The sequence below is a fragment of the Paracoccus sp. FO-3 genome, from assembly GCF_006386455.1.
GTDB classification, from domain to species: domain Bacteria; phylum Pseudomonadota; class Alphaproteobacteria; order Rhodobacterales; family Rhodobacteraceae; genus Paracoccus; species Paracoccus versutus.
The window spans coordinates 1-24,662 of record NZ_VCBQ01000072.1 but is presented as its reverse complement, the minus strand read 5'-3'; the positions used below and the strand labels follow the sequence as shown (position 1 = coordinate 24,662).

The following is a 24,662-nucleotide window of genomic DNA, read 5'->3' as shown; positions in this document are numbered from 1 at the left end:
TCAGCGACTTACTTGGAGAATGTGGGGAGAAAGATGCTTCTGGGCGCTATCGCCGATGACCTGACCGGGGCCACCGACCTTGCCCTGACCCTGTCGCGCAACGGGATGAAGACCTTGCAGGTGGTGGGCGTGCCGGCCCCGGACGCCGATTTCGGCAATGCCGATGCGGTGGTCGTGGCGCTGAAGTCGCGGACCATTCCCGCCGCCGAGGCGGTCGCGCAATCGCTTGCCGCCGCGCGGATCCTGGTCAAGCGGGGGGCGGCGCAGCTTTACTTCAAATATTGCTCGACCTTCGATTCCACCGACCGGGGCAATATCGGCCCGGTGATCGACGCGCTGCTGGACCTGCTGGGGGAAAGCCGCAGCGTCGCCTGCCCGGCCTTCCCGGAAAACGCCCGCACCCTTTACAAGGGCCATCTGTTCGTCGGCGACGTGCCGCTGTCGGAAAGCCCGATGAAGGATCACCCGCTGACGCCGATGCGCGACAGCAACCTGGTGCGGGTGCTGGGCCGCCAGACCGCGCGGCCCGTCGGCCTGGTGCCGCTGGAAACCGTCCACCAGGGCGTGGGGCCGCTGCGCGAAGCCCTGGCCGCGCAGGGGGGAATCGCCGTCGTGGATGCGATCACCGACGAGGATCTGCGGGTGATCGGCGCCGCGCTTGCCGACATGCGGCTGGTGACGGGCGGCTCGGCGCTGGCGCGGGGCTTGCCGCAGAACTTCCGCGCCCGCGGCCTCCTGCCGGCGGTGCAGGCGGAGGCGGCCTTTGCTGCACCCGAGGGCGCCGGGATCTTCCTTGCCGGCTCCTGCTCGGCCGCGACGCGGCGGCAGGTCGCGGATGCCCAGGCGCGCGGCGTGGCCGCGCTGAAGGTCGATCCGCTGGCAATCGTCGAGGGCCGCCAGACCGCCGCGCAGGCGCTGGACTTCATCGCGGCGCATGCCGGCGACGCCTATCCGCCGCTTCTGTATTCCTCGGCCGATCCCGACGAGGTCAGGGCCGCGCAGGAGCGGCTGGGGCAAGGCGAGGCCGGCGAGATCGTCGAGCGCTTCCTGGCCGCGATCGCGCAGGCGCTGCGGCAAAGGGGTTATCGCCGCTTCATCGTGGCGGGGGGCGAGACCTCGGGCGCGGTGGTGCAGGCGCTGGGGGCCACCACCGTCGCCATCGGGCCCGAGATCGATCCCGGCGTGCCCTGGGTGCTGACCCAAGGGCCGGACGCCCTGTGCCTGGCGCTCAAGTCCGGCAATTTCGGCAGCGACGATTTCTTTACCAAGGCTTGGGGGCAAATCCGGTGACGGCGGTGATTTCCGAAGAGACCCGGATGCGGGATTCGATCTGCGCCGTGGGCAAGTCGCTGTTCGACCGCGGGCTGACCGCGGGCTCGACCGGCAATATCAGCGCGCGGCTGGGGGACGGGCGGCTGCTGATGACGCCCACCAACGCCTCGCTTGGCACGCTTGATCCGGGGCGGCTGTCGCTGTTCGACGCCGACGGCACCCATGTCGCAGGCGACAGGCCCACCAAGGAGGCGTTCCTGCACCGCTGCATGTATTGCGAGCGGCTGGGGGCCAATGCGGTCGTGCATCTGCATTCGACCCATGCCGTCGCGGTCAGCATCCTGGCGGATACCGATCCCGAGGACGCGCTGCCGCCGCTGACCGCCTATTACGCCATGCGCGTCGGGCGGCTGCCGCTGGTGCCCTATTACGCGCCGGGGGACGAAGCCCTGGCCCTTGCCGTGAAGCAGGAGGCCCGCCGCGTCCATGCCGTGCTGCTGGCCAATCACGGGCCGGTCGTCGCCGGCCGCTCGCTGCTGGATGCGCAATATGCGATGGAAGAGCTGGAAGAGACGGCCAAGCTGCACCTGATGCTTCACGGCCGCGCCGTCCGCCCGCTGAGCCGGGCCGAGGCCGACCGGCTGGCCGGGGGCTGATTTTGCCTGTTTGCCCCCGCGTCTGCCGGGGATAGGATCCGCGCCGGCCCGGTGGGGCAGGGATGGGACGGACGGATGGCGGTATCGGGTCTGAATTGGGACGATCTTCGGATCGTCCAGGCGGTGTGCAGGACCGGCTCGTTCTCGCGCGCCGCGCGCAGCCTGCAGCTGAACGAAACCACCATCAGCAGACGGGTGCTGCGGCTGGAGGACGAGCTGGGCACCAGCCTGTTCGACGCCGTGAACGGCGAGCGCCGCCCGACCGCCGCCTGCCGGGCCGTGGTCGGCAATCTCGACATGATGGCCAATGCGGCCGCGGACATCGCGCGGATGCTGGGCACGCGCGACCATGCCAGCCGCAAGCTGCGGCTGACGACGATTTCCGCCATCGCGGAATACCTGCTGGCGCCCCGGCTGGGCGATCTGTTCGCTGCCCTGCCGGACCTGTCGCTGGCGCTGGAGACCTCGGACAGTAACGTGGACATGTCCCGCTGGGAAGCCGATCTGGCGATCCGGCTGGGGCGGCCGCGGCAGGGCGCCTTCCTGATGCGCAAGATCGGCACGCTGAACTTCTGGCTGATCCGGCCTGCGGGCAGCGGCGCAAGCAGGATCGCGGTCTATCCCGAGGCGTTGGCCGGGACGCCGGAGATGCAGGCGCTGCTGGCGCAGGAGGGCCTGGGGCCGGTGCTGCTGGAGACCAGCGACCTGAAGGTGATGCGCCGGCTTCTGGAGGACGGGCTGGCGGTCGGCGTGCTGCCGGATTTCCTGGCCGACGAGATCCCGGCCGAGGCCCCGGTGGTCAGGACGCCGCTGCAGGTTTCGCGCGATGTCTGGCTGCTGTCGCAGCCGCATCTGCGCGACGATCACCACGCAAAACAGCTGTCGGACTGGTGCGTCAGCCTGTTCGCCGCGCGCAGCCCCTGAACCCGCCTCATACGAAGGAATGGCTTTTTCAAGCCCTCGCCGGGGTGGCGGAGAAGGGGTTAAGCCGTTTGTTTTCAATGCGATGAATGCCGCGGCACCAAGCCGTGCAAAAATGCAACCGGGGGCTGCAAGAATAGATATTTCAGCCCTGTGACTAATCGCCGCACAGTCCGGCTTGCCGAGAGTCGCCCGGAAGCCGTGAACGCTTCAGCCACATCTCGGGCACCGGAACCATGCGAGAGGAGGCGCAAGGTGGCGAGCTTGGACAATTTTGATATGGCGGCTGGCCGGACCGATGGCGTCGCGGATTGCGTCGCCTTTCCCGGCCGGTTTTCGACCTGGACCCGCGCGCTGATCCTGGCGGCCAGCGCCGCCGGCGGGGGCGCCGCTGCCCTGGCCATGGACGCGGCGCATGTCGCGCCGGTGCTGGGGCTGGCCGCCTTTGCGGGCGGGCTGCTGTCGACCTGGTCGCCCTGCGGCTATTCCTCGATCTCGTTGCTGCGCCCGACGGGCAAGGGGGCGCGGGCGGTGCTGGACTGGCTGCCGACCTTTGCGACCCATGGGCTGGGCTATGCCCTGGGGGCGCTGATCCTGGGCACCCTGCTGGGCGCCATCGGGGGGATCGCGGGCCTTTCCGGCTTCGCCACCAGCTTCGGGCTGGGGCTGCTGGCCGTGATCGGCCTGGCCTATGGCGCGCACCAGCTGGATTTCCTGCGCGTGCCCTATCCGCAGCGCCGGGCGCAAGTGCCCCATGACGCGCGGCAGCGCTTTCCGAAATGGGTCGTGGGCGGGCTTTACGGCCTGTCGCTGGGGCTGGACTACCTGACCTATGTCCAGACGCCGCTGCTGTATCTGGTGACGGCCGCCGCCGTCCTGTCGGGCAATGTCGCCGAGGCCGTGGCGCTGATCGCGATCTTCAACCTGGGCCGCTACCTGCCGGTCGCGGTGAACCTGCTGCCGGTCACGGATTACCAGATCCAGTCCTGGCTGGGCCGGAACCAGGAACGCGCCGCCATCGCCGATGGCGCGATCCTGACGGCGGTCGGCGCGGCCTTCGCCATGCTGGCGCTGGCCTGATCCCAATCCCCATTCCTGCACGCTTTTGCCCGCGCGCCGTCGCCACGGTCCGGGCGCCATCCAAGGGAGGAAACGATGGCTTCTGCACGAGAATCGACCCCCAGATACCTGACGCTGATCGGCGCGACGCTGGCCTGTTCGGCGCTGGCCCTGGGCGCGGCCCAGGCCCAGACCGAACCGGCCGAGCCGGAGGCGCCGGCCGAAACCGCCGCCGCCGATGCCGCCGGCCAGACCGAGGGTCAGCGCGGTGCCGCCGAAGCCGCGGCCGCCCTTGCCGCGGGCGAGGCGGACGAGCCGGTGATCCTGGAGGCCCCGGCGCCGGATGCGAGGCGGGTCTATATCCAGGATCCGGCGCATTTCGCCGCCATCACCCAGCAATTCGTCATCGACGGCTCGACCGGGCGGATCCTGGGCATGACCGACGGCGGCTTCCTGCCGCATCCGGTCGCGGCCGAGGACGGCTCGTTCTTTGCCCAGGCCAGCACCGTCTTCGAGCGCATCGCGCGCGGCAAGCGCACCGATTACGTCGAGGTGTTCGACCCCGTCACCTTCCTGCCCATCGCCGACATCGAGCTGCCCGACGCGCCGCGCTTCCTGGTGGGCACCTACCAATGGATGAACGCGCTGACGCCGGACAACAAGAACCTGCTGTTCTACCAGTTCTCGCCCGCGCCGGCGGTCGGCGTGGTCGACCTGGAGGGCAAGACGTTCGACCGCATGCTGGACGTGCCGGACTGCTATCACATCTTCCCGGCATCGCCGACGGTCTTCTACATGAACTGCCGGGACGGCAGCCTGGCCCGCGTGGATTTCGCCGATGGCGAGACCAAGGTGACGAACACCGAGGTTTTCCATACCGAGGACGAGTTGCTCATCAACCATCCCGCCTTCTCGCTGCGCTCGGGCAGGCTGGTCTGGCCGACCTACACCGGCAAGATCTTCCAGGCCGACCTGACCGCCGAGGGCGCCACCTTCCGCGCGCCGATCGAGGCCCTGACCGAGGCGGAGCGCGCCGACGACTGGCGGCCCGGCGGCTGGCAGCAGACCGCCTATCACCGCCAGTCGGACCGCATCTACCTGCTGGTGGACCAGCGCGACGAATGGAAGCACAAGGCCGCCAGCCGCTTCGTCGTGGTGCTGAACGCCGAGACCGGCGAGCGGATCAACAAGATCGAGCTGGGCCACGAGATCGACTCGATCAACGTCAGCCAGGATGCGGAGCCCCTGCTTTACGCGCTGTCGGCGGGCACGCAGACGCTGCACATCTACGACGCGGCGACCGGCGAGGAACTGCGCAGCGTGGACCAGCTTGGCCGCGGCCCGCAGATCATCACCACCCATGACATGGATTCGTGACATGCAGCAGGTCTTGCAGGAACCGCTGATCCATTGGGCGTTGCGGAGCTTCCTGGCGGCGCTGTTCGCCACCGCCGCCCTGTCCAAGCTGACCGGGATGGAAGAGTTCCACGGCGTAGTCCGCAACTTCCGCCTGCTGCCCGACATGGCCAGCCGGGGGGTGGCGATGGTGCTGCCGGTGGCGGAGCTGGCCGTCGCCGCCGGGCTCATGATCCCGGCGCTGGCCGCGCCCGCCGCGCTGGCCGCCGCCGCGCTGCTGGGCGTCTTTGGCCTGGCCATCGCGGTCAACGTGCTGCGCGGGCGCACGCAGATCGACTGCGGCTGCTTTCGCAACGGCATGAAGCAGCGGATCAGCTGGGCCATGGTCGCGCGCAACGCCGTGCTGACGGCGATGGCGCTGGGCGCGGCCGCCCTGCTGCCCGCCGCGCGGCCGGGCGGGACGGCCGACCTGGCGACGGGAATGCTGGCCGGGTCGGTCCTGTTCCTTCTGTATTTCAGCGCCTCGATGCTGGGCGGATTGCCCGCCCGGCACCCCTCAACCGCTTCCGTGAAAGGTCGCTGACATGACGTTCCTGATTGCTTCCAACATCCTTCTGTGGATCGCCTTCCTGGGCGTGACGGTGGTCATGCTGGGCCTGATGCGGCAGGTGGGCCTGCTGCACGAGCGCTCCTCGCCCATGGGCGCGATGATCACCGACCACGGCCCCGACATCGGCGACAAGGCGCCCGAGTTCGACCTGCCCGACTATTTCGGCCGGTCGGTCCATATCGGCGGCGCGTCCGAGCGGCCGACGCTGCTGATGTTCACCGCGCCCACCTGCCCGGTCTGCGACAAGCTGTTCCCGATCATCAAGTCCATCGCCAGGGCCGAGAAGATCGGCGTGGTGATGATCAGCGACGGCGCGCCCGAGGAACACGCCCGCTTCCTCAAGAACCACGAGCTGGGCCAGATCCGCTATGTCGTCTCGGCCGAGATCGGCATGGCCTTCCAGGTCGGCAAGATCCCCTATGGCGTGCTGGTGGACGGCGAGGGCGTGATCCGCGCCAAGGGCCTGACCAACACCCGCGAACACCTGGAAAGCCTGCTGGAGGCGGACAAGACCGGCTTCGCCTCGCTCCAGCAGTTCATGGCCAGCCGCAAGAAGAACGCGGCCTGACCCGGCCGTTTCCACCTTGGTCCCAAGCAGAGGGAGGATAAACGATGCTGGGGAATTTCAGATTTGACGACATGGTCGAGAAACTGTCCCGCCGGGTGGCGGGCCGCACCAGCCGCCGCGGCGCCATCGGCCGCCTGGGCACGGTGCTGGCGGGGGCGGCGCTGGTGCCGCTGCTGCCGGTGGACCGGCGCGGCCGCGTCAGCCGCGCCAATGCCGCCGGCCCCGCGGAAGGCGTCGATCCGCGCGCCAAGTGGCAGCCGCAGGACAACGACATCCAGGCCTGCGACTACTGGCGGCACTGTTCCATCGACGGCAACATCTGCGACTGCTCGGGCGGGTCGCTGACCAACTGCCCGCCGGGGACCAAGCTGGCGACGGCGTCCTGGGTGGCAAGCTGCTACAACCCGACCGACGGGCAAAGCTACCTGATCGCCTATCGCGACTGCTGCGGCTACAACGTCTCGGGCCGCTGCCCCTGCCTGAACACGGAAGGCGAGCTGCCGGTCTATCGCCCGGAATTCGCCAACGACATCATCTGGTGCTTCGGCGCCGAGGATGACGCGATGACCTATCACTGCACGATCTCTCCCATCGTCGGCAAGGCAAGCTGACGATCCCGGCCGGGCGGTCGGCCCGCCCGGTCCCATCCCTTCAGGAGGTTTCCATGATTTCTGCAAAGACGCTTCGGCCGGCCATCGCGGCCATCGCCCTTTTCGCCATCGGCGCGACCGGAGCATGGGCACAGGACAAGATCACCGTCACCAGCGAAAAGCCGGTCGCGGCCGCCGATGTGCCCGCCGATGCCGTCGTCGTCGGCATCGAGAAGATGAAATACCTGACCCCGGAAGTGACCATCAAGGCGGGCGAAACCGTCTATTGGGTCAACGGCGAGGTGATGCCCCACAACGTCGCCTTCAAGAAGGGCATCGTGGGCGAGGACGCGTTCCGCGGCGAGATGATGACCAAGGACCAGGCCTATGCGATCACCTTCAACGAGGCGGGAAGCTACGACTATTTCTGCACGCCCCATCCCTTCATGCGGGGCAAGGTCATCGTCGAATAGGTGCCGCCATGTGGATTCCCTATGACCTGCGCGCCTCGCTGAAGGGCGAAACCGACCGGGAAACGCTGCGCCTGTCGCGGGCCGACGGGCAGCCGCGCCAGTTCCTGGTGGGGTTCTTCCTGCGCAACCCGGTCACGCAGGCCTGGGAACTGGACCTGGCGGCCGAGGACGGCCTGCCGGAACTGCCTGCGGCGCCGGCGGGGGCGAGTTTCAGCATCTGCCCGAACGAGGCCGGCAAGCTGGCCGAGGTGATCTATCGCCTGCCCGCGCGTTCGGCCACCGAGGCGCTGGAGCTTGCCCATGCCGACCTGCAGCCGCGCCTGCTGGCCTGGCTGGCCAGGGTCGGGCGCGGCATGGCCATCGCCGGCTGGCGGGTGGCCGACATGACGCATCGCGCCCGCTGGCGCAGCACGCCCTTTCGGCCAAGCGCGATGAGCCTGGATTTCGCCCTGGCGCCGGTGGACCGCGACCTGGCGCCGGTGGTCGAGCTGTTCCAGCGCGCCAGGAACGCCCCCGACCCCGCCAGCCGGCTGCTGGCCGCCTTTGCCGTGCTGTCGGCGGCGGTCGGCCATCCGGCCATGGCCGGATCGGGCGCCGCCACGCTGAGCATCACCCAGGACATGCTGATCCATTCGGGCGCCATCGTGCTGCCGGACCCGCTGATGGGCATTGCGCTGGCCGATCTGATCGCGCTCTTGCGTCCCGAGCATGACCGGCTGGTCGGCCGCGACGGGGTGCTGCTGCCGGTGCTGGACGACCTGGCCGGGCAGAAGCGGCTGTCGCTGCTGGCGAACCTGGCCGACCTGGTCGCGCATCGCCTGATCCAGGCCGAGCTTGCCGCGCGGCACCAGTCCGCGCCGGCCCCGGCAATGGCGGCGGGGGCCTAGGGCGATGCGGGGGCCGTCGCGGATCCTGCTGCTGCTGTCCTCGGCCTTCATGGTGGTGGCGGGGGGGATGCTGGGCACCGCGGCCGAGCAGGGCGGCGATGCGCAGCGTCATGACCGGCGGCTGGCCGATCTGGGGCGGGCGCTGTTCCACGACCCCGCCCTGTCGCGCGACGGCACGCAATCCTGCGCGACCTGCCACGATCCCGACCACGCCTTTACCGACCCGCGCGAAAGCCTGGCGGGCCGGGCGGTGTCGATCGGCGACGACGGCGCCTCGCATGGCGACCGGAACACGCCGACGCTGTCCTATGCCTTTCTCAGCCCGGATTTCCACCGCGACGCCAAGGGCAATTACAAGGGCGGGCAGTTCTGGGACGGGCGGGCCGACAACCTGCGCGACCAGGCCGGCCAGCCGATGCTGAACCCGGTCGAGATGGCGATGCCCGACCGCGCCACCGTGGTCGAGCGGCTGCGCGGGAATGCCGATTATGCGCAGGGCTTCGCGGCGCTGTTCGGGAAGGGCGCGCTCGACGATGTCGAAGGCGCCTTCGACCATGCCGCCGAGGCCCTGGCCGCCTATCAGTCGACCGAGGAGTTCGCGCCCTTCGATTCGCGCTATGACCGCTACCTGCGCGGCGAGGCCGAGCTGACCGCGCAGGAGCAGTTCGGCCATACCGTCTTCATCACCTGGAACTGCCGGCTGTGCCACCAGCTGCGCCAGCAGGGCATCACCGAGCGCGAGACCTTCACCAGCTTCGAATACCACAATATCGGCGTGCCGGTGAACCATGCCGTCCGGGCGATCAACGGGCTGGGGCCCGACCATGTGGACCTGGGGCTGCTGCAGCGGCCGGGCATCGACGATCCGGCGCAGGCGGGCCGCATCAAGGTGCCGACCCTGCGCAACGTGGCCGTGACCGGGCCCTACATGCATAATGGCGTGTTCGAGGACCTGCGCACCGCCATCCTGTTCTACAATAAATACACCAGCCGGCGCCCGGCGTCGCGGATCAACCCCGAGACCGGCCAGGACTGGGGCGATCCTGAGGTGGCCGAGAACCTGTCGCTGGCCGAATTGCAATCGGGGCTGATGCTGGACGACGCGCGCGTCGATGCGCTGGTGGCTTTCCTCGAGACCCTGACCGACCGCCGATACGAGCCGCTTCTGGCCGAACGCAAACGCGCAGCACAGGAGGCCGTCGCAGCCCGGTGACGACCACGCTCCCGAAGGAGGGGGACGCAGATGGCATCCAGCAAACGCAAGATGAATCGTCGCACCGCCCTGGCCGAGGCGGCCCGCATGACCGGAGCGGTCTGCCTGGGCGGGTTTTCCCTGGCGGCGCTGATCCAATCCACCGCCAAGGCCGATGCGCGCGCCATGCGCCCGCCCGGCGCCCAGCCCGAGGCCGATTTCCTGTCCGCCTGCGTGCGCTGTGGGCTGTGCGTCCAGGCCTGTCCCTACGGCACGCTGTCGCTGGCGGAATGGGGGCAGGAGCCGCCCGTCGGCACGCCCTTCTTCACCCCGCGCGAGGTGCCCTGCTACATGTGTCGCGACGTGCCCTGCGCGCGGGCCTGCCCGACCGGGGCGCTGGACAGCACCATCGCCATCCGCGACGCCGAGATGGGCGTGGCCGTGCTGGTCGGGCACGAGGACTGCCTGAACTACAAGGGCATGAATTGCAGCATCTGCGTCCGCGTCTGCCCGATCCGCGGCGACGCGATCACGCTTGAGCCGGGCGAGGCGAACGGCCGCGCCATCATGATCCCCACCGTCCATTCCGACCATTGCACCGGCTGCGGCACCTGCGAGAAGCATTGCGTGACCGGCCATGCCTCGATCCGGGTGCTGCCGCGCGACCTGGGCCTGGGCGGGCAGGGGCGCAACCGGGCGGGGCGGGCGACATGATCGGCTGGTGGATCTCGGACAGCCGCAGGCTGGGGGTGCAGGCCCATGGCCTGCTGCGGGCGCATAAATGGTGGCTCTTGCGGCGGATCAGCCAGCTGTCGGTGCTGGGGCTGTTCGTGCTGGGGCCGATGGCGGGGATCTGGATCGCGCGCGGCAATTTCGCCGCCAGCGAGATCGGCGGGGTCGTCACGCTGGGCGATCCCTATATCGTGGTGCAATCGCTGTCCGGCGGCAGCGTTCCGGCGCTGCCGGTGGCGGGCGGCGCGCTGATCGTGCTACTGTTCTACCTGGTGGTCGGCGGCCGGGTCTATTGCGGCTGGGTGTGCCCGGTGAACGTCGTGACCGATGCCGCGCATTGGCTGCGCGAAAAGACCGGCCTGACCCGCGACCGCAAGCTGGACCGGCGCACGCGGCTGGCGATCCTGGGCTCGACGCTGGTCGCATCCGCCCTGACCGGCACCATCGCCTGGGAGTTCGTGAACCCGGTCAGCCTGCTGCAACGCGCCTTCATCAGCGGCATCGGTTTCGGCTGGGCCATCATCCTGGCGGTGTTCCTGCTGGACCTGTTCGTGTCGCGCCGCGCCTGGTGCAGCCACCTGTGCCCGGTCGGCGCCTTCTACGGCCTGGTCGGCAAGGGCGCGGTGGTCCGGGTGTCCGCCGCGAACCGCGATGCCTGCACCGATTGCGGCGCCTGCTTCACCATCTGCCCCGAGCCGCATGTCATCGTCCCCGCGCTGAAGGGCAATGAGAGCCCGGTCATCCTGTCGGGCGATTGCCAGAACTGCGGCGGCTGCATCGACGCCTGCCCGGTGGATGTGTTCCGCGTCTCGACCCGCTGGAACCGACCCGCGGGCCGCGGCGGGCAACCCTAGCAGGCTGCTGAAAAAGTCCTTGCGACAGGACAGCGCGGGCGGGGAACCGGGAAATCCGCCTAAAATTTGCCGAAAACACCCCATTTTCGGGCCGATATCAGCTGGATCGAGAACGATTTCCGCTGCGTCGCCCTCTCAAAATCCTTTTTCAGCAGCCTGCTAGAGGGCCGAGGTTGAGGGATTTGATCCAGATATTCCTCGCGCCCGTATTTCGCGCCCTCGCGCCCCAGCCCCGAGGCCTGCACCCCGCCGGGGCGACCTCGTTCGAGATGGCGCCCGAGTTGCGAGAACAGCAATCGGCGCGGGATTTTCATCCTGTCGCAGCAGGGCCGTGTCCCTTTCCCGCGCCCTGACCGGGCAGGGGCGGGCTACAAGCGCAGGTTGCCGGTCCCGGCCGCCTGGCGGTGCCAGGCCAGCGTCTGCGGCCGCAGGCGTGCCAGCGCCTGCACCAGCATGCCGGTGATCGCCGCCTTCAGCAAATCGCCGGGAATGAAGACCGCGACCAGGGTGAAGGCCTCGAGCAGGCTTTTCCTTGCCACGATGGCAAGCCCCGTCGCGCCGAAGACGTAAAGGACCACGATCCCGCCGAAGACCGCACCCAGCCCGGCCGCAAGGCCGGCCGAGCGCAGCCGCACATGCTCGACGAACAGCCCGGTGGCGAAGGCCGCGACCGGAAAGCCGAGCGCGAAGCCCGCCGTCGGCGCGACGAAGGCGCCAAGCCCGCCGCGGCCGCCCGCCAGAAGCGGCAGGCCAAGCGCCACCAGCAGCAGGAACAGCGCCGCCGCCGCGGCGCCCCGCCGCGCGCCAAGCACCGCGCCGGCCAGCATGACGCCCAGCGTCTGCGCCGTGATCGGCACGCCGAAGCCAAGGGTGATCTGCGGCACCAGCCCCAGCGCCGCGATCATCGCGGCGAAAAGGGCGATCTGGGCGATATTGCGTTCCATGGTCTACTCCTGTCCATGCGGTCCAAGGGGGCCGCCTCGCGCGCGCAAAGCTTCGCCGACATGATCGGCGTCGTCCAGTGCCTGCAGGGTCAGCGGCAGGATCAGCCGCCAGCCGGGGCGGCGGCGGGACCGTGCGCGCCATGCCTCGGCCAGGGTCTCGGCGCGGGCGACCAGGACCGGGGTGAAGCGGATGACCAGCGGGATGGCGATCTCCAGCAGCTGCGTGGGCAGGCCCAGCCGGCGCAGCGGCGCGGTCAGGCGGCGGATCAGGTCGACCAGATCCTCGAGCCCCGTGGTCATCGTCACCAGGTTGGCCAGCGCCACCAGCGTGACCATGCGCAGGGTGACGAGCAGGCCCATGCGCATGTCGCCGGCGATCGCGTGCCAGGCCAGCAGGACGGCGACGAAGGGCAGCACCACCCGCAGGCTGCGCAGCCCCGCGCGCAGGAAGACGGGCCCCGGCGCGGCGTAAAGCGCCAGCACCGCACCCAGCGCCGCCGCAAGGATGGCGATGTCGCCGACCAGGAACAGCGCGGTCGAGGCCAGGCACAGCCCGCCCAGCTTCAGCCCCGCCGGCCAGCGATGGGCGCGGGTCTCAACCGGCGAGGTCAGCGATATCATCAAGCTCTCCCAGCCGGATCATCTCGGCGGTGAAATCGGGCAGCAGCAGGGCTGGCGCGCCCTGCGCCACGATGCGGCCGCGGTCCAGCCAGAACAGCTCGTCGCAGGTTTCGAGGTCGGAGGGCTCGTGCGAGATGTGCAGCAGCCGCGTCCCAGCCCGGTGCAGATAGCGGGCCAACTGCCGCCGGGTGGGGATGTCGAGCCCGGCATAGGGTTCGTCCAGGATCAGCAGCTGCGGCCGCATGGCCAGCACCGCCATCATGCAGACCAGGTGCTTCTGGCCCTGCGACAGGGCCGAGATCGGCGCGTCCTTCCAATGCGGCTTGTCGAAGGAGCGCAGCACCGCCTCGACCCGCGCGGCGGCCTGCGCCTTGTCCAGCCCCTGCTGGCGCAGGCCGAAAGCGATTTCCTCGGCGACGCGGGGGAAGATGATCTGATGCTCGGGGTTCTGGAACAGGATGCCCACGGTTTCCAGCGCCGCGCGGCGGTCGCGGAACACGTCGTGGCCGCCGATGCGGACCTGGCCGCTGGTCGGCGCGATCAGCCCGGCCAGCAGCCGTGCCAGGGTGCTTTTGCCAGAGCCGTTCCGGCCCACCACGCCGATGCGCCGGGCCGAGGATTGCAGCGTGATGCCGGCCAGCACCGGGCGCCCCGCGACCTCATAGCCCAGGTCGTCGAGCCGGATGGTGAATGGGGCCGTCTCGCAGCCGTGCAAGCGCAGTCTCCTTTTCTGGCCGCCTTCCCCGGCGGGGGTGCAGGCGGGTGCAAGCCCGATGGCCCCGCTTGTGCCGGTCTTTGCCGCGAAAGCAATAGGCCAGCGCGGCAGGGCGGAGCAATGGCCCTGCTTGCCGCCCTGCACGGGCCTCGGCCAAGGATTTTCGGCGGCAGGGCAGGGCGCCAGGGCGGGAATCCGCCAGAAAAGCATTTAAACGAATCGGGGCGTATGTTAATTGATTAATCAGTCAAGTTGTGGTGGTTTGACGTGGTATCGACTGCCGGGCCTTCGGGTCCGGCTTCTCTCGGTCCGGGGTCAGGCCAGGAAGCGGCGGAACTGGCGCAGCGCCAGCCAGAACAGCACCGCGCCGATCAGCGCCAGCGCCAGGAGCTGCGGCCAGACCACGCCCAGCCCCGCGCCCCGGAACAGCACCCCCTGCGACAGGATCACGAAATGCGTGTTGGGCGCCAGCGACATCAGCGCCTGGATGACGTCGGGCATGCTTTCGCGCGGGGTCATGCCGCCCGAAAGCACCTGCAGCGGGAACAGCACCAGCATCAGGAGCAAGCCGAATTGCGGCATCGACCCCGCCACGGTGGCCAGGAAGATGCCCATCGATGTGGTCGCGAACAGCATCAAGGCCGCCGCCGCGATGAACAGCGGCACCGATCCCGCCACCGGCACCTGCAGGGCCATCTGCACCACCACGGTGATCGCGAAGCCCGAAGCCAGCAGCACGACCAGCCCCATGGTCCAGATCTTGGACAGCATGATCTCGGCCGCCGTCACCGGCATGACCAGCAGATGCTCGACCGTGCCATGTTCCTTTTCGCGGATCAGCGCGGCGCCGGTCAGGATGATGGACAGCATGGTCACGGCGTCGATCACGCTGTTGATCGCCCCGAACCAGCCCGCGTCCAGCGCCGGGTTGTAGCGCGCCCGCAGCGCCAGCTCGACCGGCAGGACGCTGTCCTCGCGGTGGCCGGCAAGGAATTCCGACACCTCGGCGCCGACGATCTGCTGGACATAGCCGCTGCCGGTGAACGCCTGGCTCATCCGGGTGGCGTCCACGTTCAGCTGGATCGCCGGGTGGCGGCCGGCCAGCAGGTCGCGCTGGAAATCGGGCGGGATGTCCAGCGCGAAAGTGTCCAGCCCCTCGTCCATGCGGCGGTCCATCTCGGTCGTGGTGATCAGCCGCGGCGTGCTGAAATAGGGCGGGGTGAAGGCGCCGACGATGCGCTCGGACAGCGCCGAGCGGTCCTCGTCCACCACCGCGATGGCGGCGTTGGACAGGCTTTCCGGCATCGCCTTGGATTCGGTATAGATCGACAGCGAGAAGGCATAGACGATCAGGAGCAGCATGGCCGGGTCGCGCCACAGCCCGCGCAACTCCTTGATGCCCAGGTGCCAGACGTTGCGCAGCTTCATTTCGCCTGTTTCCTCAGCAGCAGGGCACTGAGCCCCAGGATCAGCGGCCCCGCCGCCGCCAGCGCGGCGAAGGCCATGCCCAGATCGTCGAAGCCCAGCCCCTTCGAGAACGCCCCGCGCGAGGCGATGATGAAATGCGTGGTCGGATAGACCTCGCCGATGGCGCGGCCCACGCCTTGCAGCGAGGAAACCGGGTCCAGGAGCCCGGAATATTGCGCGCCGGGGATCATGGTCAGCAGCACGGTGGCGAACAGCGCCGCCACCTGGCTGCGCATGAAGGACGAGATCAAGAGCCCCATGGCCGTGGTGGCGGCGACGTAAAGCAGCGCGGCCAGCGAAAAGGCCGCCAGGCTGCCGGTGAAGGGCACGCGGAAGGCGAAGACCGCGAAAGCTGTCATCAGCGCGAAATTCAGCATCGCCAGCGCCACATAGGGCAATTGCTTGCCGATCAGGAACTCCAGCCGGGTGACGGGGGTGACGTAGAAATTGATGATCGAGCCCAGTTCCTTTTCGCGCACCACGCTGAGCGTGGTCAGCACCGCCGGGATCAGCAGCAGAAGCAGCGGGATCACCGCCGGCACCATGGCCACGATGCTTTTCACGTCGGGATTGTAGCGAAAGCGCGTCACCAGATCGAAGGCGCCCTGCACCGCCTGATCGCCCTGGGCCTCGCGCGTCTTGCGCATGATCCAGTCGGCATGCATGCCCTGGACATAGCCCTGCACGGTTTCGGCCCGCGTCGGGTTGGCGCCGTCGATCCAGGCGCCGACCTGCACCGCGCCGCCGCGCGCCACGTCGCGGGCAAAGCCGGGCGGGATCTCGATGGCCAGGGCAAGGTTGCCGGTGCGCATGCGGGCGTCCATGTCCTCGTAGCCCGCAAGCGGCTCGGTTTCGGTGAAATAGCGCGAGCCGGCGATGTCCAGCACGTAATCGCGCGAGGTTGCGGTCTGGTCGCGGTCCAGCACGGCAAAGCTGAGATCCTCGACATCCATGTTGATGCCGTAGCCGATGACGAACATCAGGATCAGGCTGCCCAGCAGCGCCAGGGTCAGCCGGATCGGATCGCGCCGGAGTTGCAGCGATTCCAGCCGGGAATAGCTGAGCATCCGCCGCAGGCTGAACCAGCCGCCGGCCGGCGCCGGGGCCTGGGGCGCATCGGCAAGCGGCTCGGGGGCGGGCTCGTCGCCGATCGCCTCTTGCAGATAGGCGACGAAGGCGTCGTCCAGGGTCGCGGCGCCCTTGGATCGCTTGATCGCCTCGGCCGTGTCGCTGACCAGCACGCGGCCGGCATGCATCAGCGAGATGCGGTCGCACCACTCGGCCTCGTTCATGAAATGGGTCGAGACGAAGATCGTCACCCCGTCATGGCGCGAAAGCTCGCCCAGCATCCGCCAGAAGGCGTCCCGCGCCACCGGATCGACGCCCGAGGTCGGCTCGTCCAGGATCAGGATCTCGGGGCCGTGGATCATCGCCACGGCCAGCGACAGGCGCTGGCGGATGCCCAGGGGCAGGGCGTCGGGCAAGTCGTCCGCAACGCCCGCCAGCCCGAAGCGTTCGATCATCTGTCGGACCCGGTCCGCGACCTTGCCCGCCTCCAGGCCGAACAGCCGCGCGTGCAGGTCCAGGTTCTGCCGCACCGTCAGTTCGGAATAGAGCGAGAAGGACTGGCTCATGAAGCCGACCCGGCGGCGCACCGCCATGTCCGAGGGGTCGAGTTCGGCGCCGAACAGCTGCGCCGTGCCCTCGCTGGGCTGCAAGAGGCCGGTCAGCATCTTCATCGTCGTGGTCTTGCCGCAGCCGTTCGAGCCGAGAAAGCCGAAGATCTCGCCCTTGTCGATGCGGAAGCTGACGTTGTCGACGGCGGTGAAGTCGCCGAACCGCATGGTCAGGTGCCGGGCCTCGATGGCGGGCTCGCCGTCATGGGCCTTGCGCGGCGGGATCGCGACCGGCTCGTGCCCGCGCCTTTCGCTGTCGGGCAACAGCGCGATGAAGGCGCGGTCCAGGTCCTCGGCCCCGGTGCGGTCGAGCAGTTCGGCCGGGCTGCCGGTGGCCAGCACCCGGCCCGCGTCCATCGCCACCAGCCAGTCGAAGCCCGCGGCTTCCTCCATATAGGCGGTGGCGGTGATGACGCTCATGCCGGGGCGGTCGCGGCGGATGCGGCCGATCAGTTCCCAGAACTGGCGGCGGGACAGCGGATCGACGCCGGTGGTCGGCTCGTCCAGGATCAGCAGGTCCGGGTCGTGGATCAGCGCGCAGCACAGGCCCAGCTTCTGCTTCATCCCGCCCGAAAGCTTGGCGGCGGGGCGGTCGCGGAACGGCGACATACCGGTCGCGGCCAGTAGCGTGTCGATGCGGCGCGCGCGCTCGGCCGCGCCATGGCCGAAAAGCCGGCCGAAGAAATCCAGGTTCTCGGCCACCGACAGCGTGGGATATAGGTTCCGGCCCAGCCCCTGCGGCATATAGGCGATGCGCGGGCACAGGCGGGCGCGCTGGTGCGCGTTGCCCATGTCGCCGCCAAGCACGCGGACCTTGCCCTGCTGGATCACCCGCGCCCCGGCGATCAGCGACAGCAGGCTGGACTTGCCGACGCCGTCGGGCCCGATCAGCCCGACCATGCGCCCGGCGGGGATCGCCAGCGACACCTCCTCGAGCGCCACCGCCTTGCGATAGCGCAGCGAGACGCCGGCGACCTCGGCCACGGGCGGGATGTCTGGCTGCGCGGTCATTCGACCAGGTTGGACAGGGTGTCGGGCCAGCCGGCCTGGGAGTCGATGCGGACATGGGCCATGCCGGGCAGGCCGGTCTTGACGTAATTGCTGTATTTGCGCAGCAATTCGGGATCGACCTGGGCGCGGACGCGGAACATCAGCTTTTCGCGTTCCTCGGCGGTCTCGACGGTCTTGGGCGTGAACTGCGCCACGTCCGCGACATAGGAAATCCGCGCCGGGATGACGTATTGCGGGACGGCGTCCATGACCAGCCGCGCCTCGGCCCCGACCTCGACCCGGCCGGCCTGCGAGGTGGGCAGGAAGAAGGTCATGTAGACATCCTCCAGATCGACCAGGTTCAGGATGCGCCCGCCCGCCGCGACGATCTCGCCCTCTTGCGCGATGCGGTATTGCACCCGGCCGTCGCGCGGCGATGCCAGCGTGGCGTCGCCGATCTGCACCTCGATGGCCTCGATCGCGGCCTGGGCCGCGTCCACCGCCGCCTCGGCATCGACCACCTGGGCGCGGGCAGCGCCGATCCCCGCCTCGGCCGCGGCCAGGTTCGCCTCGGCCGAGGCCAGCGCCGCCTGCGTCTCGCGCCCCGAGGCGCGCACGTCGTCCAGCGCCTGCTGCGAGGCGACGTTGCTGCGCGCCAGGCTTTCGGTGCGCGCCAGCCGCGCCGCCGCCGCATCGGCCGCGGCCTGCGCCTGCTCGACCGCGGCGCCGGCGGCCTTGTGCTGCGCCTCGGCCTGCGTCACCAGGCTTTGCGCGGTCTCGACCCCGATGCGGGCGCGGCGCAGCTGCGCCTCGGCCTGGCGTTTCTGGGCATCGAGCTGCAGGGTGTCCATCTGCACCAGCACCTCGCCCTTGCGCACGAACTGGCCCTCGGCCGCCTGGATGCGGGCGATGCGCCCGGCGGACAGGGCCGAGATGTCGATCTCGGTCGCCTCGATCCGGCCATTGCCCGAGGCGATGCCGGCAAGCTGCCCGTCCTGGGCCCTGTTCTGCCAGGCCAGCCAGCCCACGATGACCAGAACCGCGACGCCCGCCGCGCCGCCCCACCAGGATCTTGCCTTGCCCGCCATGCATGACCTCCGCGATCAGAAGACGCCGGGCCAAGGCCCGCGGCGCGAATCACCGCGCGAGGCCACCATAGCCGCCATGGCCTTCGGTTTCCTTGATGAAAACGCCTTGCGTCGTCGGGTCACACGCAACCACGGGGTGAACGGGCCTTTTGCCGGGCGGCTGTGGCGACAATCTGCGCACTGCGCGCAGAACGGCCGCCGGGCCCGCTAGTGGCTTTCCCTTGTTGCCGTTCTCGATTACACCGCAAGCTCAAGGAGCACAGGCAGATGAGACGCGCAGCAGCATGACCAGCACGACCGCACTCGCCCCTGTCGGCGAGGATATAGCCGAGCATATCCAGCGCGAGATCTCCGAGATCGTTTCCATCTATTCCCGCCTTTATCCCACGCAGAGGCTGAATTTCATCCTCTACGAAGGCAAGGATCCGGTCTGGGGCGAGCCCAGCGTCACCGAAGGCCCCTTTACCTTCCAGCCGCAGCACATGAACGCGCAGTTCCTGGGCCAGTTCGAGCGTCCCGGCGCCCATCCCGGCGCGCCCGGCGTGACGATCCGGCTGTCCATCCCCCGCAAGCCGCTGCCCGGCGAGATCAAGCAGATGGACGCGCCATGGGCGCCGATCAGGCGGCTGCGGGCGGTGCATCGGCTCGCGCCGCTCGTCTATGAAAAGATCCGCTACCAGGCGGAAATGCTGCGCAAGCGCCGCTCGGCCAAGCGCCATCCGCGCGTCTCGCTCTTGCGGGGGGACGGGTCGTCCCTGCTTGCCCCGCCGCGGCCGCCGGAAAGCGACAAGCGCCCGGCGATCCTGATCGGCATGCATTGGCTCGAGGTCGGCGGCGCCGAGAAGCTGGGCTTCGACACCATCCGCTGGGCGCAGCAGGCGGGGCTGCGGGTCTTTGTCGCGGCCGGCGTGCCCTCGATCCAGCGCCTGGCCGGGAAGCTGCCCGACAGCGCGGACGTCACCTTCCTGCGCCTCGACCGCTACCTGCCCCCTGACCTGTGGCCGCGCTACGTCGAACAGCTGGCCCTGGCCGAGAACATCCGGCTGATCCATATCCATCATTGCCGGCCGCTCTACGAATCGCTGCCGCAGATCCGCGCCAACCTGCCCTGGGTCCAGGTGATCGACAGCACGCATATCGTGGAATATGCCGATGGCGGCTTTCCGCGCAGCTCGGGCGTCTGGTCGAACTTCATCGACATCCACCATGTGATCAGCAAGGAGCTGGTGGATTACTATCGCGAGCATTTCCATGTCATCGGCAAGGTCCGGCTGGGCCGGATGCTGGATCGGGCCGAGCATCCGAAGGGCCTGCCCGAGCTGAACATGCAGCCGGGCAAGAAGCGCCTGCAGGTGGCCTTCGTGGGCCGGCTCTATTACCAGAAGCGCCCGGTCGTGGTGGCCGAGGCGTTCCGCGCGCTGTCCGCCTGGGCCAGGCGCAACGATGTCGAGCTGACCGGCAAGATCGTCGGCGAGGGGCCGTTCCTGGACACGGTCCGCGGATTGCTGCGCCGATACGGGCTTGCGGATCGCGTCGCGCTGCTGCCCGCCAATGCGCCGGTGCCCGAGATCCTGCGGCAATCGGACATCCTGCTGTTGCCCTCGAACAACGAGGGGCTGGCGCTGGTCTGCTATGAGGCGGTGGAGCAGGGCTGCATCCCCATCTCGACCGACGTCGGCTCGCAGGCCGAGATCGTGCCCCCGGATCTGCTGGTGCCGCTGGAGCCGCAGGCCTGCGTGAAGGGCATCGTCGCGGCGGTGGACCGGCTGTGGCGCGACGCCGCCTTCCTGTCCCGGCAGCGCGAGGCGCTGGTCCGGTCCTGGACCGACCTGACGCGCGATCCCACCGCCGAGGAAATCCTGATGCCCCTTTACCAACAGGCCGCGGCGGGCCTTCAGGAGTAGCCTACCAGATGAGCGCATTGAGCAAGACCGCCGCGGTGATCGTGACGTTCAACCGTTCGGCCAAGCTGATGAAGGTGCTGGATGCGCTGGACGGCCAGACGCGGCGGCCCGATGTCATCCTGGTGGTGGACAACGCCTCGACCGACGACACCCAGGCCCTGGTCGAGGCGCGCGCGCGGGACGACCTGAGCATCCGCTATCTGCGCCTGCCGCAAAACATCGGCGGCGCCGGCGGCTTTCACGAGGGGCTCAAGGCCGCCTATGGGCTGGGGGCGCATTATTTCTGGGTTTCGGACGACGATGCCTATCCGCTGCCGGACGCGATCGAGCGGCTGGTCGATGCCATCACCGCCTTCGAGGCGCGGCATGAATGGCGCCCCAGCTTTGCCTGTTCGCGGGTGGAATGGATCGACGGCACCCTGTGCGAGATGAACACGCCGCGCCCGGTCTGGGACTGGCCGCGTTTCCTGCATCCCGAGACGGCCTGGGCGCTGGTCGATTCCGCCTCTTTCGTGTCGATCCTGATCCCGCGCTGGGCGGTGGAAAAGCATGGGCTGCCGATCGCGGATTACTTCATCTGGTTCGACGATGCGGAATATACCCGGCGGCTGTCGCGTTCCTATCCGGGCATCTTCTGTCCCGAAAGCCGGGTGATCCACGACACGCCCGACAACCGCGGGGTGAATTTCGCCCTTGTGGATGAAAAGAGCCTGTGGAAGTTCAAATACGGCGCCCGCAACGAGGCCTCCTGGCGCCGGCGCGAGGCGGGCCTGATGGGCGTCCTGGCCTATGCCTATGGCGTGCATCTGCAGATGAAGGGCGGTAATGTGCCCTGGAAGCTGCGGCGGAAGATTTTCCGGGCGATTGCGCGCGGCGCGGTGTTCCGGCCGGGGATCGTCAGGGTGTGATCTGCGTTCTTTAGGCTTAATGTCAGGTCGCGAAGCTTGGCGCTATGGACCGGCAAGCCTACGGACGCACTCGGCAAAAGTGGGATGGTTTCTTGCGAGCGCGTGGTTTGCCAATACTTCGCGATACAACAAGGTGCCACGGCGAGCCCTTATAGTCTTGAAGAACCATTTCGGATCCAGTTCACCAGCGATCATCGCTCGATTGACCTCCTTGAAAATGCCTATCTGGTTCAACATAGGCGCACCGCCGTGTCCAGCGCCCGGTATTGGCAAATTGACAACATGCGATCCTACGGACAAGCGGTCTGCGTGTCGTCTGTCGAAAGTGTCCAAGTTGTCGTAAATAATATAGCATAGGCCGGCATGGCGGACCCCGTCCGCGCCGTCCCAGAAGGGCAGGGACCAGTTCTGCCTTGTGCCTTCTGGAAACCTGTTTTCCCACGGCGTAATGTCTGGTTTCAAGGTGCTCTGCGGGCTGTACGCGACCACTTTACATCCCGGTGCAAAGGGGGCGAAGGCGGCTGCCGCGTAACCGCCCATGGAGCCTCCTGTAAAGACAACGTTCGAAAAACTCTCAAAGAAGCCCTGATTTTTTATCGCTTCAAATGCTTCTATGAGGTCGTGGCGGCGATACCAATCGCGCCTGCGTGCAATTACGCCCAGCAGCGAATGGCCTTGCCCAAGATAGAATTTCTGGCCCCAGGTATGGCGGCCGACGTATTTTTCGTTAAGCGGCCGAGCCGCGTTATCGAAAGAAACGATCAGCGTCCGGCCGCCAGCCTTGTATTGAAGACGATGGTTCGAAAGCTGGAAGACAAAGTCCGAAGAGGCGTTGACCTCTCCTATATGCTTTCGCCTTGTAAGAAATCGGAGTAGCCTCATCGGACTGCCTCTATATCCCGTCGGCTTACTTATTGTTCAATCAGACAGATCCGGGTGCAGGCCTCACCGGGGAATTTCAAGACTATAGCCGAAATGCTCGAAATCATTGGCGTAGACTTTTCGCACAATGTCGGCAGTTTTCTGGGTATAGTATTCCTGCACCTTTTCATTGGACCCGGTTGCGTGTGAACGCCCGGCGGTGAAGGAAAGCTTTGCCAAGCCGACTCGGCGCGCGATATCGTCGGAGTCTTCGTCCAGTGTTTCAAGCTTCGCAAAGAAAGTATATGGTATGATATCCGCACAGATGTGTTCGTATTGTGGCCGCCAATGCTGATCGAAATCCAGCGGCTGTTCGAACAGCGTCAATGCTTCGCAATATTCCTCAAAGCTTACGGAATTATGCGCAACAGCGGACACGTGAACGTCGCGTAGCTTTGCCACCCTATGCGCGATGTTTTTGAACTGGGGCTCGTTACGCCGAACCTTGTCGAGATAACCAGACAGAATCCGCGTAAAGGGGTTGCGCACGACCGCCCATTTGATGACGTTGCTGTCTCTGATAAATTCGTTGAATTTCGTGCGACCCATCTGGAAGGGTTTGATCAGAAGCTGATGCTGAAAAGGGACATGGGGATTGTGGTTTTCCCGCAGAAAGCCGTCGGGCACGGGCACATCCATTGTTTCCTGCCGCCATAGCTCTTTCTTTACGGCCGAGCATCCCGATTTCGCTACTTCACAAAAGAAATACATATTCTTCAGCGAAATCGAAAAATGATAGTTCATCTGCTGCGGACCGAGCCTCTGGTTACAGTTTTGGTAGTAGAACATTTCTTTCTTCTCCGGGGTATCGGTTGAGGCAGGTTGTGAGGTTGCTGTCTGGAAGGGCGCTTGCGGCCTTTTCCTGTTCCAACTGCGTGAAACATAAAGCGGATTGAATATCTTGATCATAGTGGTGATGTGCAAAATGCTGGTATAGATGGCCCCCCCAGAAACACCCCTGCCGTATCCAGTGCCTCGCGGATGGTTACGTCCATGTCGAGATAGCGATAGGTTCCCAGGCGGCCGACGAAGGTGACGGCCTTTTGCGCCTGCGCCAGTTCGACATATTGCGCCAGAAGCGATTTCTCCTCGACCAGGCGGATCGGGTAATAGGGGATGTCGCCCGGACCGGCGGCGCGCGAATATTCGCGATAGCAGGTGCTGCCCTCGTGGCTTTCCCAGGGCGAGAAATGCTTGTGCTCGGTGATGCGCGTCCAGGGCACATCGCGGTCGCCATAGTTCATCACCGCGCAGCCCTGGTAATCGCCCTGATAGGTGAAACGCTCGAAATCCAGGGTGCGATAGCCCAGCCGGCCCAGGCTGTAGTCGAAGAAACCGTCCAGCGGCCCCGACCAGAACAGGTGATCGGCCTGGGCCGCCATCTCGGGGCGATAGGGGGTCTCCAACTCGACCGAGATGCGCGGATGGTCCAGGATCGCCGCCACCATCGCCGTATAGCCGGCGCGCGGCATGCCCTGGAACCGGTGGAAGAAGTAATTGTCGTCATAGTTGAAGCGCAGCGGCAGGCGCTTGAGGATCGAGGCCGGCAATTCGCGCGGCGAGCAGCCCCATTGCTTTTCGGTATAGCCCTTGAAGAACGCCTCGTAGAGTTCGGGGCCGACGAAGCGCAGCGCCTGTTCCTCGAAGCTTTGCGGCTCGGCGATCGAGCGGTCGGCGCGGTTTTCGATGAAGGCGCGCGCCTCGTCCGGCCGCAGGGTCTTGCCGAAGAACTGGTTGATCGTGTGCAGGTTCACCGGCAGCGAATAGACCGCGCCCTGCGAGGTGGTCTTGACCCGGTTCTGGAACGGCACGAATTCGGCGAAGCGGTTGACATAGTCCCAGACCCCCTCGTCGTCGGTATGGAAGATATGCGGGCCGTAAAGGTGCAGCAGGACGCCGGTCTCGGGGTCGCGCTCGGTATGGCAATTGCCGCCGATATGCGGGCGGCTGTCGATGATGCGGCAGTCATGGCCGGCTTCGGCCAGCTGGCGCCCGATCACCGCGCCCGACAGTCCTGCGCCCACAAGCAGTATCTTCATCTTCCCTCATCCCCGTTGCCCCGCCGCGGCTGCGGAGGGACCGGCCCGTCTCTGGGCTGCGCGGCAGATCGCCACGCGCCACGGCTCATGTCAGCAACGCCGCTCGAGGTCTATAGCATGTGTCGGGGCGAGGGCAAAAGCCGGCGCAAACATGCCTGCCGGCGGTGATTCGCCGGGGGAATCGCGATGGGCGGGCCGGGCGCAGGCCAATCCGGCGGC

At 67.5% G+C, this 24,662-nt stretch carries 25 protein-coding genes; 15 read left to right on the top strand and 10 right to left on the bottom strand.

The window, feature by feature from the left end; all coding sequences use genetic code 11:
• From otnK to napH, 13 genes are all read left to right on the top strand, one after another.
• Positions 1-1,290, top strand: a 1,290-nt coding sequence (gene otnK, locus FE811_RS18270) for a 3-oxo-tetronate kinase (protein ID WP_370362685.1), incomplete at its 5' end; no start/stop codon positions are given.
• A gap of 26 nt (positions 1,291-1,316) precedes the next feature.
• The gene (gene otnC / locus FE811_RS18265; protein ID WP_072461877.1) at positions 1,317-1,928 is read left to right on the top strand and encodes a 3-oxo-tetronate 4-phosphate decarboxylase; all 612 of its coding nucleotides are present in this window, start codon (positions 1,317-1,319) and stop codon (positions 1,926-1,928) included.
• 75 nt (positions 1,929-2,003) lie between these two features.
• On the top strand, positions 2,004-2,852 hold the full coding sequence (locus FE811_RS18260; protein ID WP_083539068.1) for a LysR family transcriptional regulator: 849 nt from the start codon (positions 2,004-2,006) through the stop codon (positions 2,850-2,852).
• A 252-nt stretch (positions 2,853-3,104) separates the two neighbouring features.
• The gene (gene mauF / locus FE811_RS18255) at positions 3,105-3,929 is read left to right on the top strand and encodes a methylamine utilization protein MauF (RefSeq protein WP_083539067.1); all 825 of its coding nucleotides are present in this window, start codon (positions 3,105-3,107) and stop codon (positions 3,927-3,929) included.
• Between the two features lie 75 nt (positions 3,930-4,004).
• Complete coding sequence (gene mauB / locus FE811_RS18250; protein ID WP_036750437.1) at positions 4,005-5,285, top strand: methylamine dehydrogenase (amicyanin) large subunit; 1,281 nt, start codon at positions 4,005-4,007, stop codon at positions 5,283-5,285.
• Position 5,286: 1 nt separating this feature from the next.
• Positions 5,287-5,847: a MauE/DoxX family redox-associated membrane protein gene (locus FE811_RS18245; protein ID WP_140848311.1), complete on the top strand. Its 561-nt coding sequence runs from the start codon at positions 5,287-5,289 to the stop codon at positions 5,845-5,847.
• A 1-nt stretch (position 5,848) separates the two neighbouring features.
• A complete protein-coding gene (mauD, locus tag FE811_RS18240) occupies positions 5,849-6,442 on the top strand; it encodes a methylamine dehydrogenase accessory protein MauD (RefSeq protein WP_072461801.1) in 594 nt (197 codons plus the stop codon).
• Between the two features lie 44 nt (positions 6,443-6,486).
• Entirely contained in the window at positions 6,487-7,053 is a 567-nt protein-coding gene (gene mauA / locus FE811_RS18235; RefSeq protein WP_036750427.1) for a methylamine dehydrogenase (amicyanin) small subunit, read from the top strand.
• Positions 7,054-7,106: 53 nt separating this feature from the next.
• Positions 7,107-7,505, top strand: coding sequence for an amicyanin (locus FE811_RS18230; RefSeq protein ID WP_036750422.1), 399 nt, complete (start codon positions 7,107-7,109; stop codon positions 7,503-7,505).
• An 8-nt stretch (positions 7,506-7,513) separates the two neighbouring features.
• The gene (mauJ, locus tag FE811_RS18225) at positions 7,514-8,392 is read left to right on the top strand and encodes a methylamine utilization protein MauJ (protein ID WP_140848310.1); all 879 of its coding nucleotides are present in this window, start codon (positions 7,514-7,516) and stop codon (positions 8,390-8,392) included.
• Between the two features lie 4 nt (positions 8,393-8,396).
• Positions 8,397-9,605: a cytochrome-c peroxidase gene (locus FE811_RS18220; protein ID WP_255469776.1), complete on the top strand. Its 1,209-nt coding sequence runs from the start codon at positions 8,397-8,399 to the stop codon at positions 9,603-9,605.
• A 30-nt stretch (positions 9,606-9,635) separates the two neighbouring features.
• The gene (gene napG, locus FE811_RS18215; protein ID WP_036760456.1) at positions 9,636-10,298 is read left to right on the top strand and encodes a ferredoxin-type protein NapG; all 663 of its coding nucleotides are present in this window, start codon (positions 9,636-9,638) and stop codon (positions 10,296-10,298) included.
• On the top strand, positions 10,295-11,170 hold the full coding sequence (gene napH, locus FE811_RS18210; RefSeq protein ID WP_140848308.1) for a quinol dehydrogenase ferredoxin subunit NapH: 876 nt from the start codon (positions 10,295-10,297) through the stop codon (positions 11,168-11,170). The genes napG and napH overlap by 4 nt, the downstream gene beginning before the upstream one ends.
• A 59-nt stretch (positions 11,171-11,229) precedes the next feature.
• On the opposite strand, the gene FE811_RS18205 is transcribed toward napH, so the two are convergent.
• The 7 genes from FE811_RS18205 to FE811_RS18175 all read right to left on the bottom strand — a co-directional run bounded on the left by FE811_RS18205 (position 11,230) and on the right by FE811_RS18175 (position 18,671).
• Positions 11,230-11,484, bottom strand: a complete 255-nt coding sequence (locus FE811_RS18205; protein WP_140848306.1) for a hypothetical protein — start codon at positions 11,482-11,484, stop codon at positions 11,230-11,232.
• 54 nt (positions 11,485-11,538) lie between these two features.
• Positions 11,539-12,114, bottom strand: a complete 576-nt coding sequence (locus FE811_RS18200; RefSeq protein ID WP_114537368.1) for a biotin transporter BioY — start codon at positions 12,112-12,114, stop codon at positions 11,539-11,541.
• A gap of 3 nt (positions 12,115-12,117) precedes the next feature.
• A complete protein-coding gene (locus tag FE811_RS18195; RefSeq protein WP_140848304.1) occupies positions 12,118-12,735 on the bottom strand; it encodes an energy-coupling factor transporter transmembrane protein EcfT in 618 nt (205 codons plus the stop codon).
• Entirely contained in the window at positions 12,710-13,450 is a 741-nt protein-coding gene (locus FE811_RS18190; RefSeq protein ID WP_240540618.1) for an energy-coupling factor ABC transporter ATP-binding protein, read from the bottom strand. The genes FE811_RS18195 and FE811_RS18190 overlap by 26 nt, the downstream gene beginning before the upstream one ends.
• A 315-nt stretch (positions 13,451-13,765) precedes the next feature.
• Entirely contained in the window at positions 13,766-14,878 is a 1,113-nt protein-coding gene (locus FE811_RS18185; RefSeq protein WP_140848303.1) for an ABC transporter permease, read from the bottom strand.
• Positions 14,875-17,604 carry a ribosome-associated ATPase/putative transporter RbbA gene (gene rbbA, locus FE811_RS18180; protein WP_140848301.1) on the bottom strand — a complete coding sequence of 910 codons (2,730 nt, stop codon included), beginning with the start codon at positions 17,602-17,604 and terminating at the stop codon, positions 14,875-14,877. Before rbbA ends, FE811_RS18185 begins: the two co-directional genes overlap by 4 nt.
• Entirely contained in the window at positions 17,601-18,671 is a 1,071-nt protein-coding gene (locus tag FE811_RS18175) for an HlyD family secretion protein (RefSeq protein WP_036760444.1), read from the bottom strand. Before FE811_RS18175 ends, rbbA begins: the two co-directional genes overlap by 4 nt.
• 284 nt (positions 18,672-18,955) lie before the next feature.
• On the opposite strand from FE811_RS18175, the gene FE811_RS18170 reads away from it, so the two are divergent.
• Complete coding sequence (locus tag FE811_RS18170) at positions 18,956-20,575, top strand: glycosyltransferase (protein ID WP_140848300.1); 1,620 nt, start codon at positions 18,956-18,958, stop codon at positions 20,573-20,575.
• An 8-nt stretch (positions 20,576-20,583) separates the two neighbouring features.
• Complete coding sequence (locus FE811_RS18165) at positions 20,584-21,483, top strand: glycosyltransferase family 2 protein (RefSeq protein ID WP_140848298.1); 900 nt, start codon at positions 20,584-20,586, stop codon at positions 21,481-21,483.
• Positions 21,484-21,525: 42 nt separating this feature from the next.
• Here FE811_RS18165 and FE811_RS18160 read toward each other — a convergent pair whose 3' ends face one another.
• The 3 genes from FE811_RS18160 to glf all read right to left on the bottom strand — a co-directional run bounded on the left by FE811_RS18160 (position 21,526) and on the right by glf (position 24,443).
• Positions 21,526-22,365, bottom strand: coding sequence for a hypothetical protein (locus tag FE811_RS18160; RefSeq protein ID WP_140848296.1), 840 nt, complete (start codon positions 22,363-22,365; stop codon positions 21,526-21,528).
• A 63-nt stretch (positions 22,366-22,428) separates the two neighbouring features.
• The gene (locus tag FE811_RS18155) at positions 22,429-23,193 is read right to left on the bottom strand and encodes a sulfotransferase family 2 domain-containing protein (RefSeq protein ID WP_181180888.1); all 765 of its coding nucleotides are present in this window, start codon (positions 23,191-23,193) and stop codon (positions 22,429-22,431) included.
• Between the two features lie 116 nt (positions 23,194-23,309).
• On the bottom strand, positions 23,310-24,443 hold the full coding sequence (gene glf, locus FE811_RS18150; RefSeq protein WP_140848292.1) for a UDP-galactopyranose mutase: 1,134 nt from the start codon (positions 24,441-24,443) through the stop codon (positions 23,310-23,312).
• Positions 24,444-24,662: the final 219 nt, after the last annotated feature.

Bases quoted from the DNA above. Each gene is read 5' to 3' on its own strand.
- FE811_RS18160 (WP_140848296.1), bottom strand. From the start codon at position 22,365: ATGAGGCTACTCCGATTTCTTACAAGGCGAAAGCATATAGGAGAGGTC.
- FE811_RS18220 (WP_255469776.1), top strand. From the start codon at position 8,397: ATGCGGGGGCCGTCGCGGATCCTGCTGCTGCTGTCCTCGGCCTTCATG.
- mauB (WP_036750437.1), top strand. From the start codon at position 4,005: ATGGCTTCTGCACGAGAATCGACCCCCAGATACCTGACGCTGATCGGC.
- FE811_RS18260 (WP_083539068.1), top strand. From the start codon at position 2,004: ATGGCGGTATCGGGTCTGAATTGGGACGATCTTCGGATCGTCCAGGCG.
- FE811_RS18205 (WP_140848306.1), bottom strand. From the start codon at position 11,484: ATGAAAATCCCGCGCCGATTGCTGTTCTCGCAACTCGGGCGCCATCTC.
- mauA (WP_036750427.1), top strand. From the start codon at position 6,487: ATGCTGGGGAATTTCAGATTTGACGACATGGTCGAGAAACTGTCCCGC.
- FE811_RS18155 (WP_181180888.1), bottom strand. From the start codon at position 23,193: ATGTTCTACTACCAAAACTGTAACCAGAGGCTCGGTCCGCAGCAGATG.
- rbbA (WP_140848301.1), bottom strand. From the start codon at position 17,604: ATGACCGCGCAGCCAGACATCCCGCCCGTGGCCGAGGTCGCCGGCGTC.
- FE811_RS18200 (WP_114537368.1), bottom strand. From the start codon at position 12,114: ATGGAACGCAATATCGCCCAGATCGCCCTTTTCGCCGCGATGATCGCG.
- napH (WP_140848308.1), top strand. From the start codon at position 10,295: ATGATCGGCTGGTGGATCTCGGACAGCCGCAGGCTGGGGGTGCAGGCC.
- otnC (WP_072461877.1), top strand. From the start codon at position 1,317: ATGCGGGATTCGATCTGCGCCGTGGGCAAGTCGCTGTTCGACCGCGGG.
- mauD (WP_072461801.1), top strand. From the start codon at position 5,849: ATGACGTTCCTGATTGCTTCCAACATCCTTCTGTGGATCGCCTTCCTG.
- FE811_RS18175 (WP_036760444.1), bottom strand. From the start codon at position 18,671: ATGGCGGGCAAGGCAAGATCCTGGTGGGGCGGCGCGGCGGGCGTCGCG.
- mauJ (WP_140848310.1), top strand. From the start codon at position 7,514: ATGTGGATTCCCTATGACCTGCGCGCCTCGCTGAAGGGCGAAACCGAC.
- glf (WP_140848292.1), bottom strand. From the start codon at position 24,443: ATGAAGATACTGCTTGTGGGCGCAGGACTGTCGGGCGCGGTGATCGGG.
- FE811_RS18185 (WP_140848303.1), bottom strand. From the start codon at position 14,878: ATGAAGCTGCGCAACGTCTGGCACCTGGGCATCAAGGAGTTGCGCGGG.
- napG (WP_036760456.1), top strand. From the start codon at position 9,636: ATGGCATCCAGCAAACGCAAGATGAATCGTCGCACCGCCCTGGCCGAG.
- FE811_RS18245 (WP_140848311.1), top strand. From the start codon at position 5,287: ATGCAGCAGGTCTTGCAGGAACCGCTGATCCATTGGGCGTTGCGGAGC.
- FE811_RS18230 (WP_036750422.1), top strand. From the start codon at position 7,107: ATGATTTCTGCAAAGACGCTTCGGCCGGCCATCGCGGCCATCGCCCTT.
- FE811_RS18195 (WP_140848304.1), bottom strand. From the start codon at position 12,735: ATGATATCGCTGACCTCGCCGGTTGAGACCCGCGCCCATCGCTGGCCG.
- FE811_RS18170 (WP_140848300.1), top strand. From the start codon at position 18,956: ATGACCAGCACGACCGCACTCGCCCCTGTCGGCGAGGATATAGCCGAG.
- FE811_RS18165 (WP_140848298.1), top strand. From the start codon at position 20,584: ATGAGCGCATTGAGCAAGACCGCCGCGGTGATCGTGACGTTCAACCGT.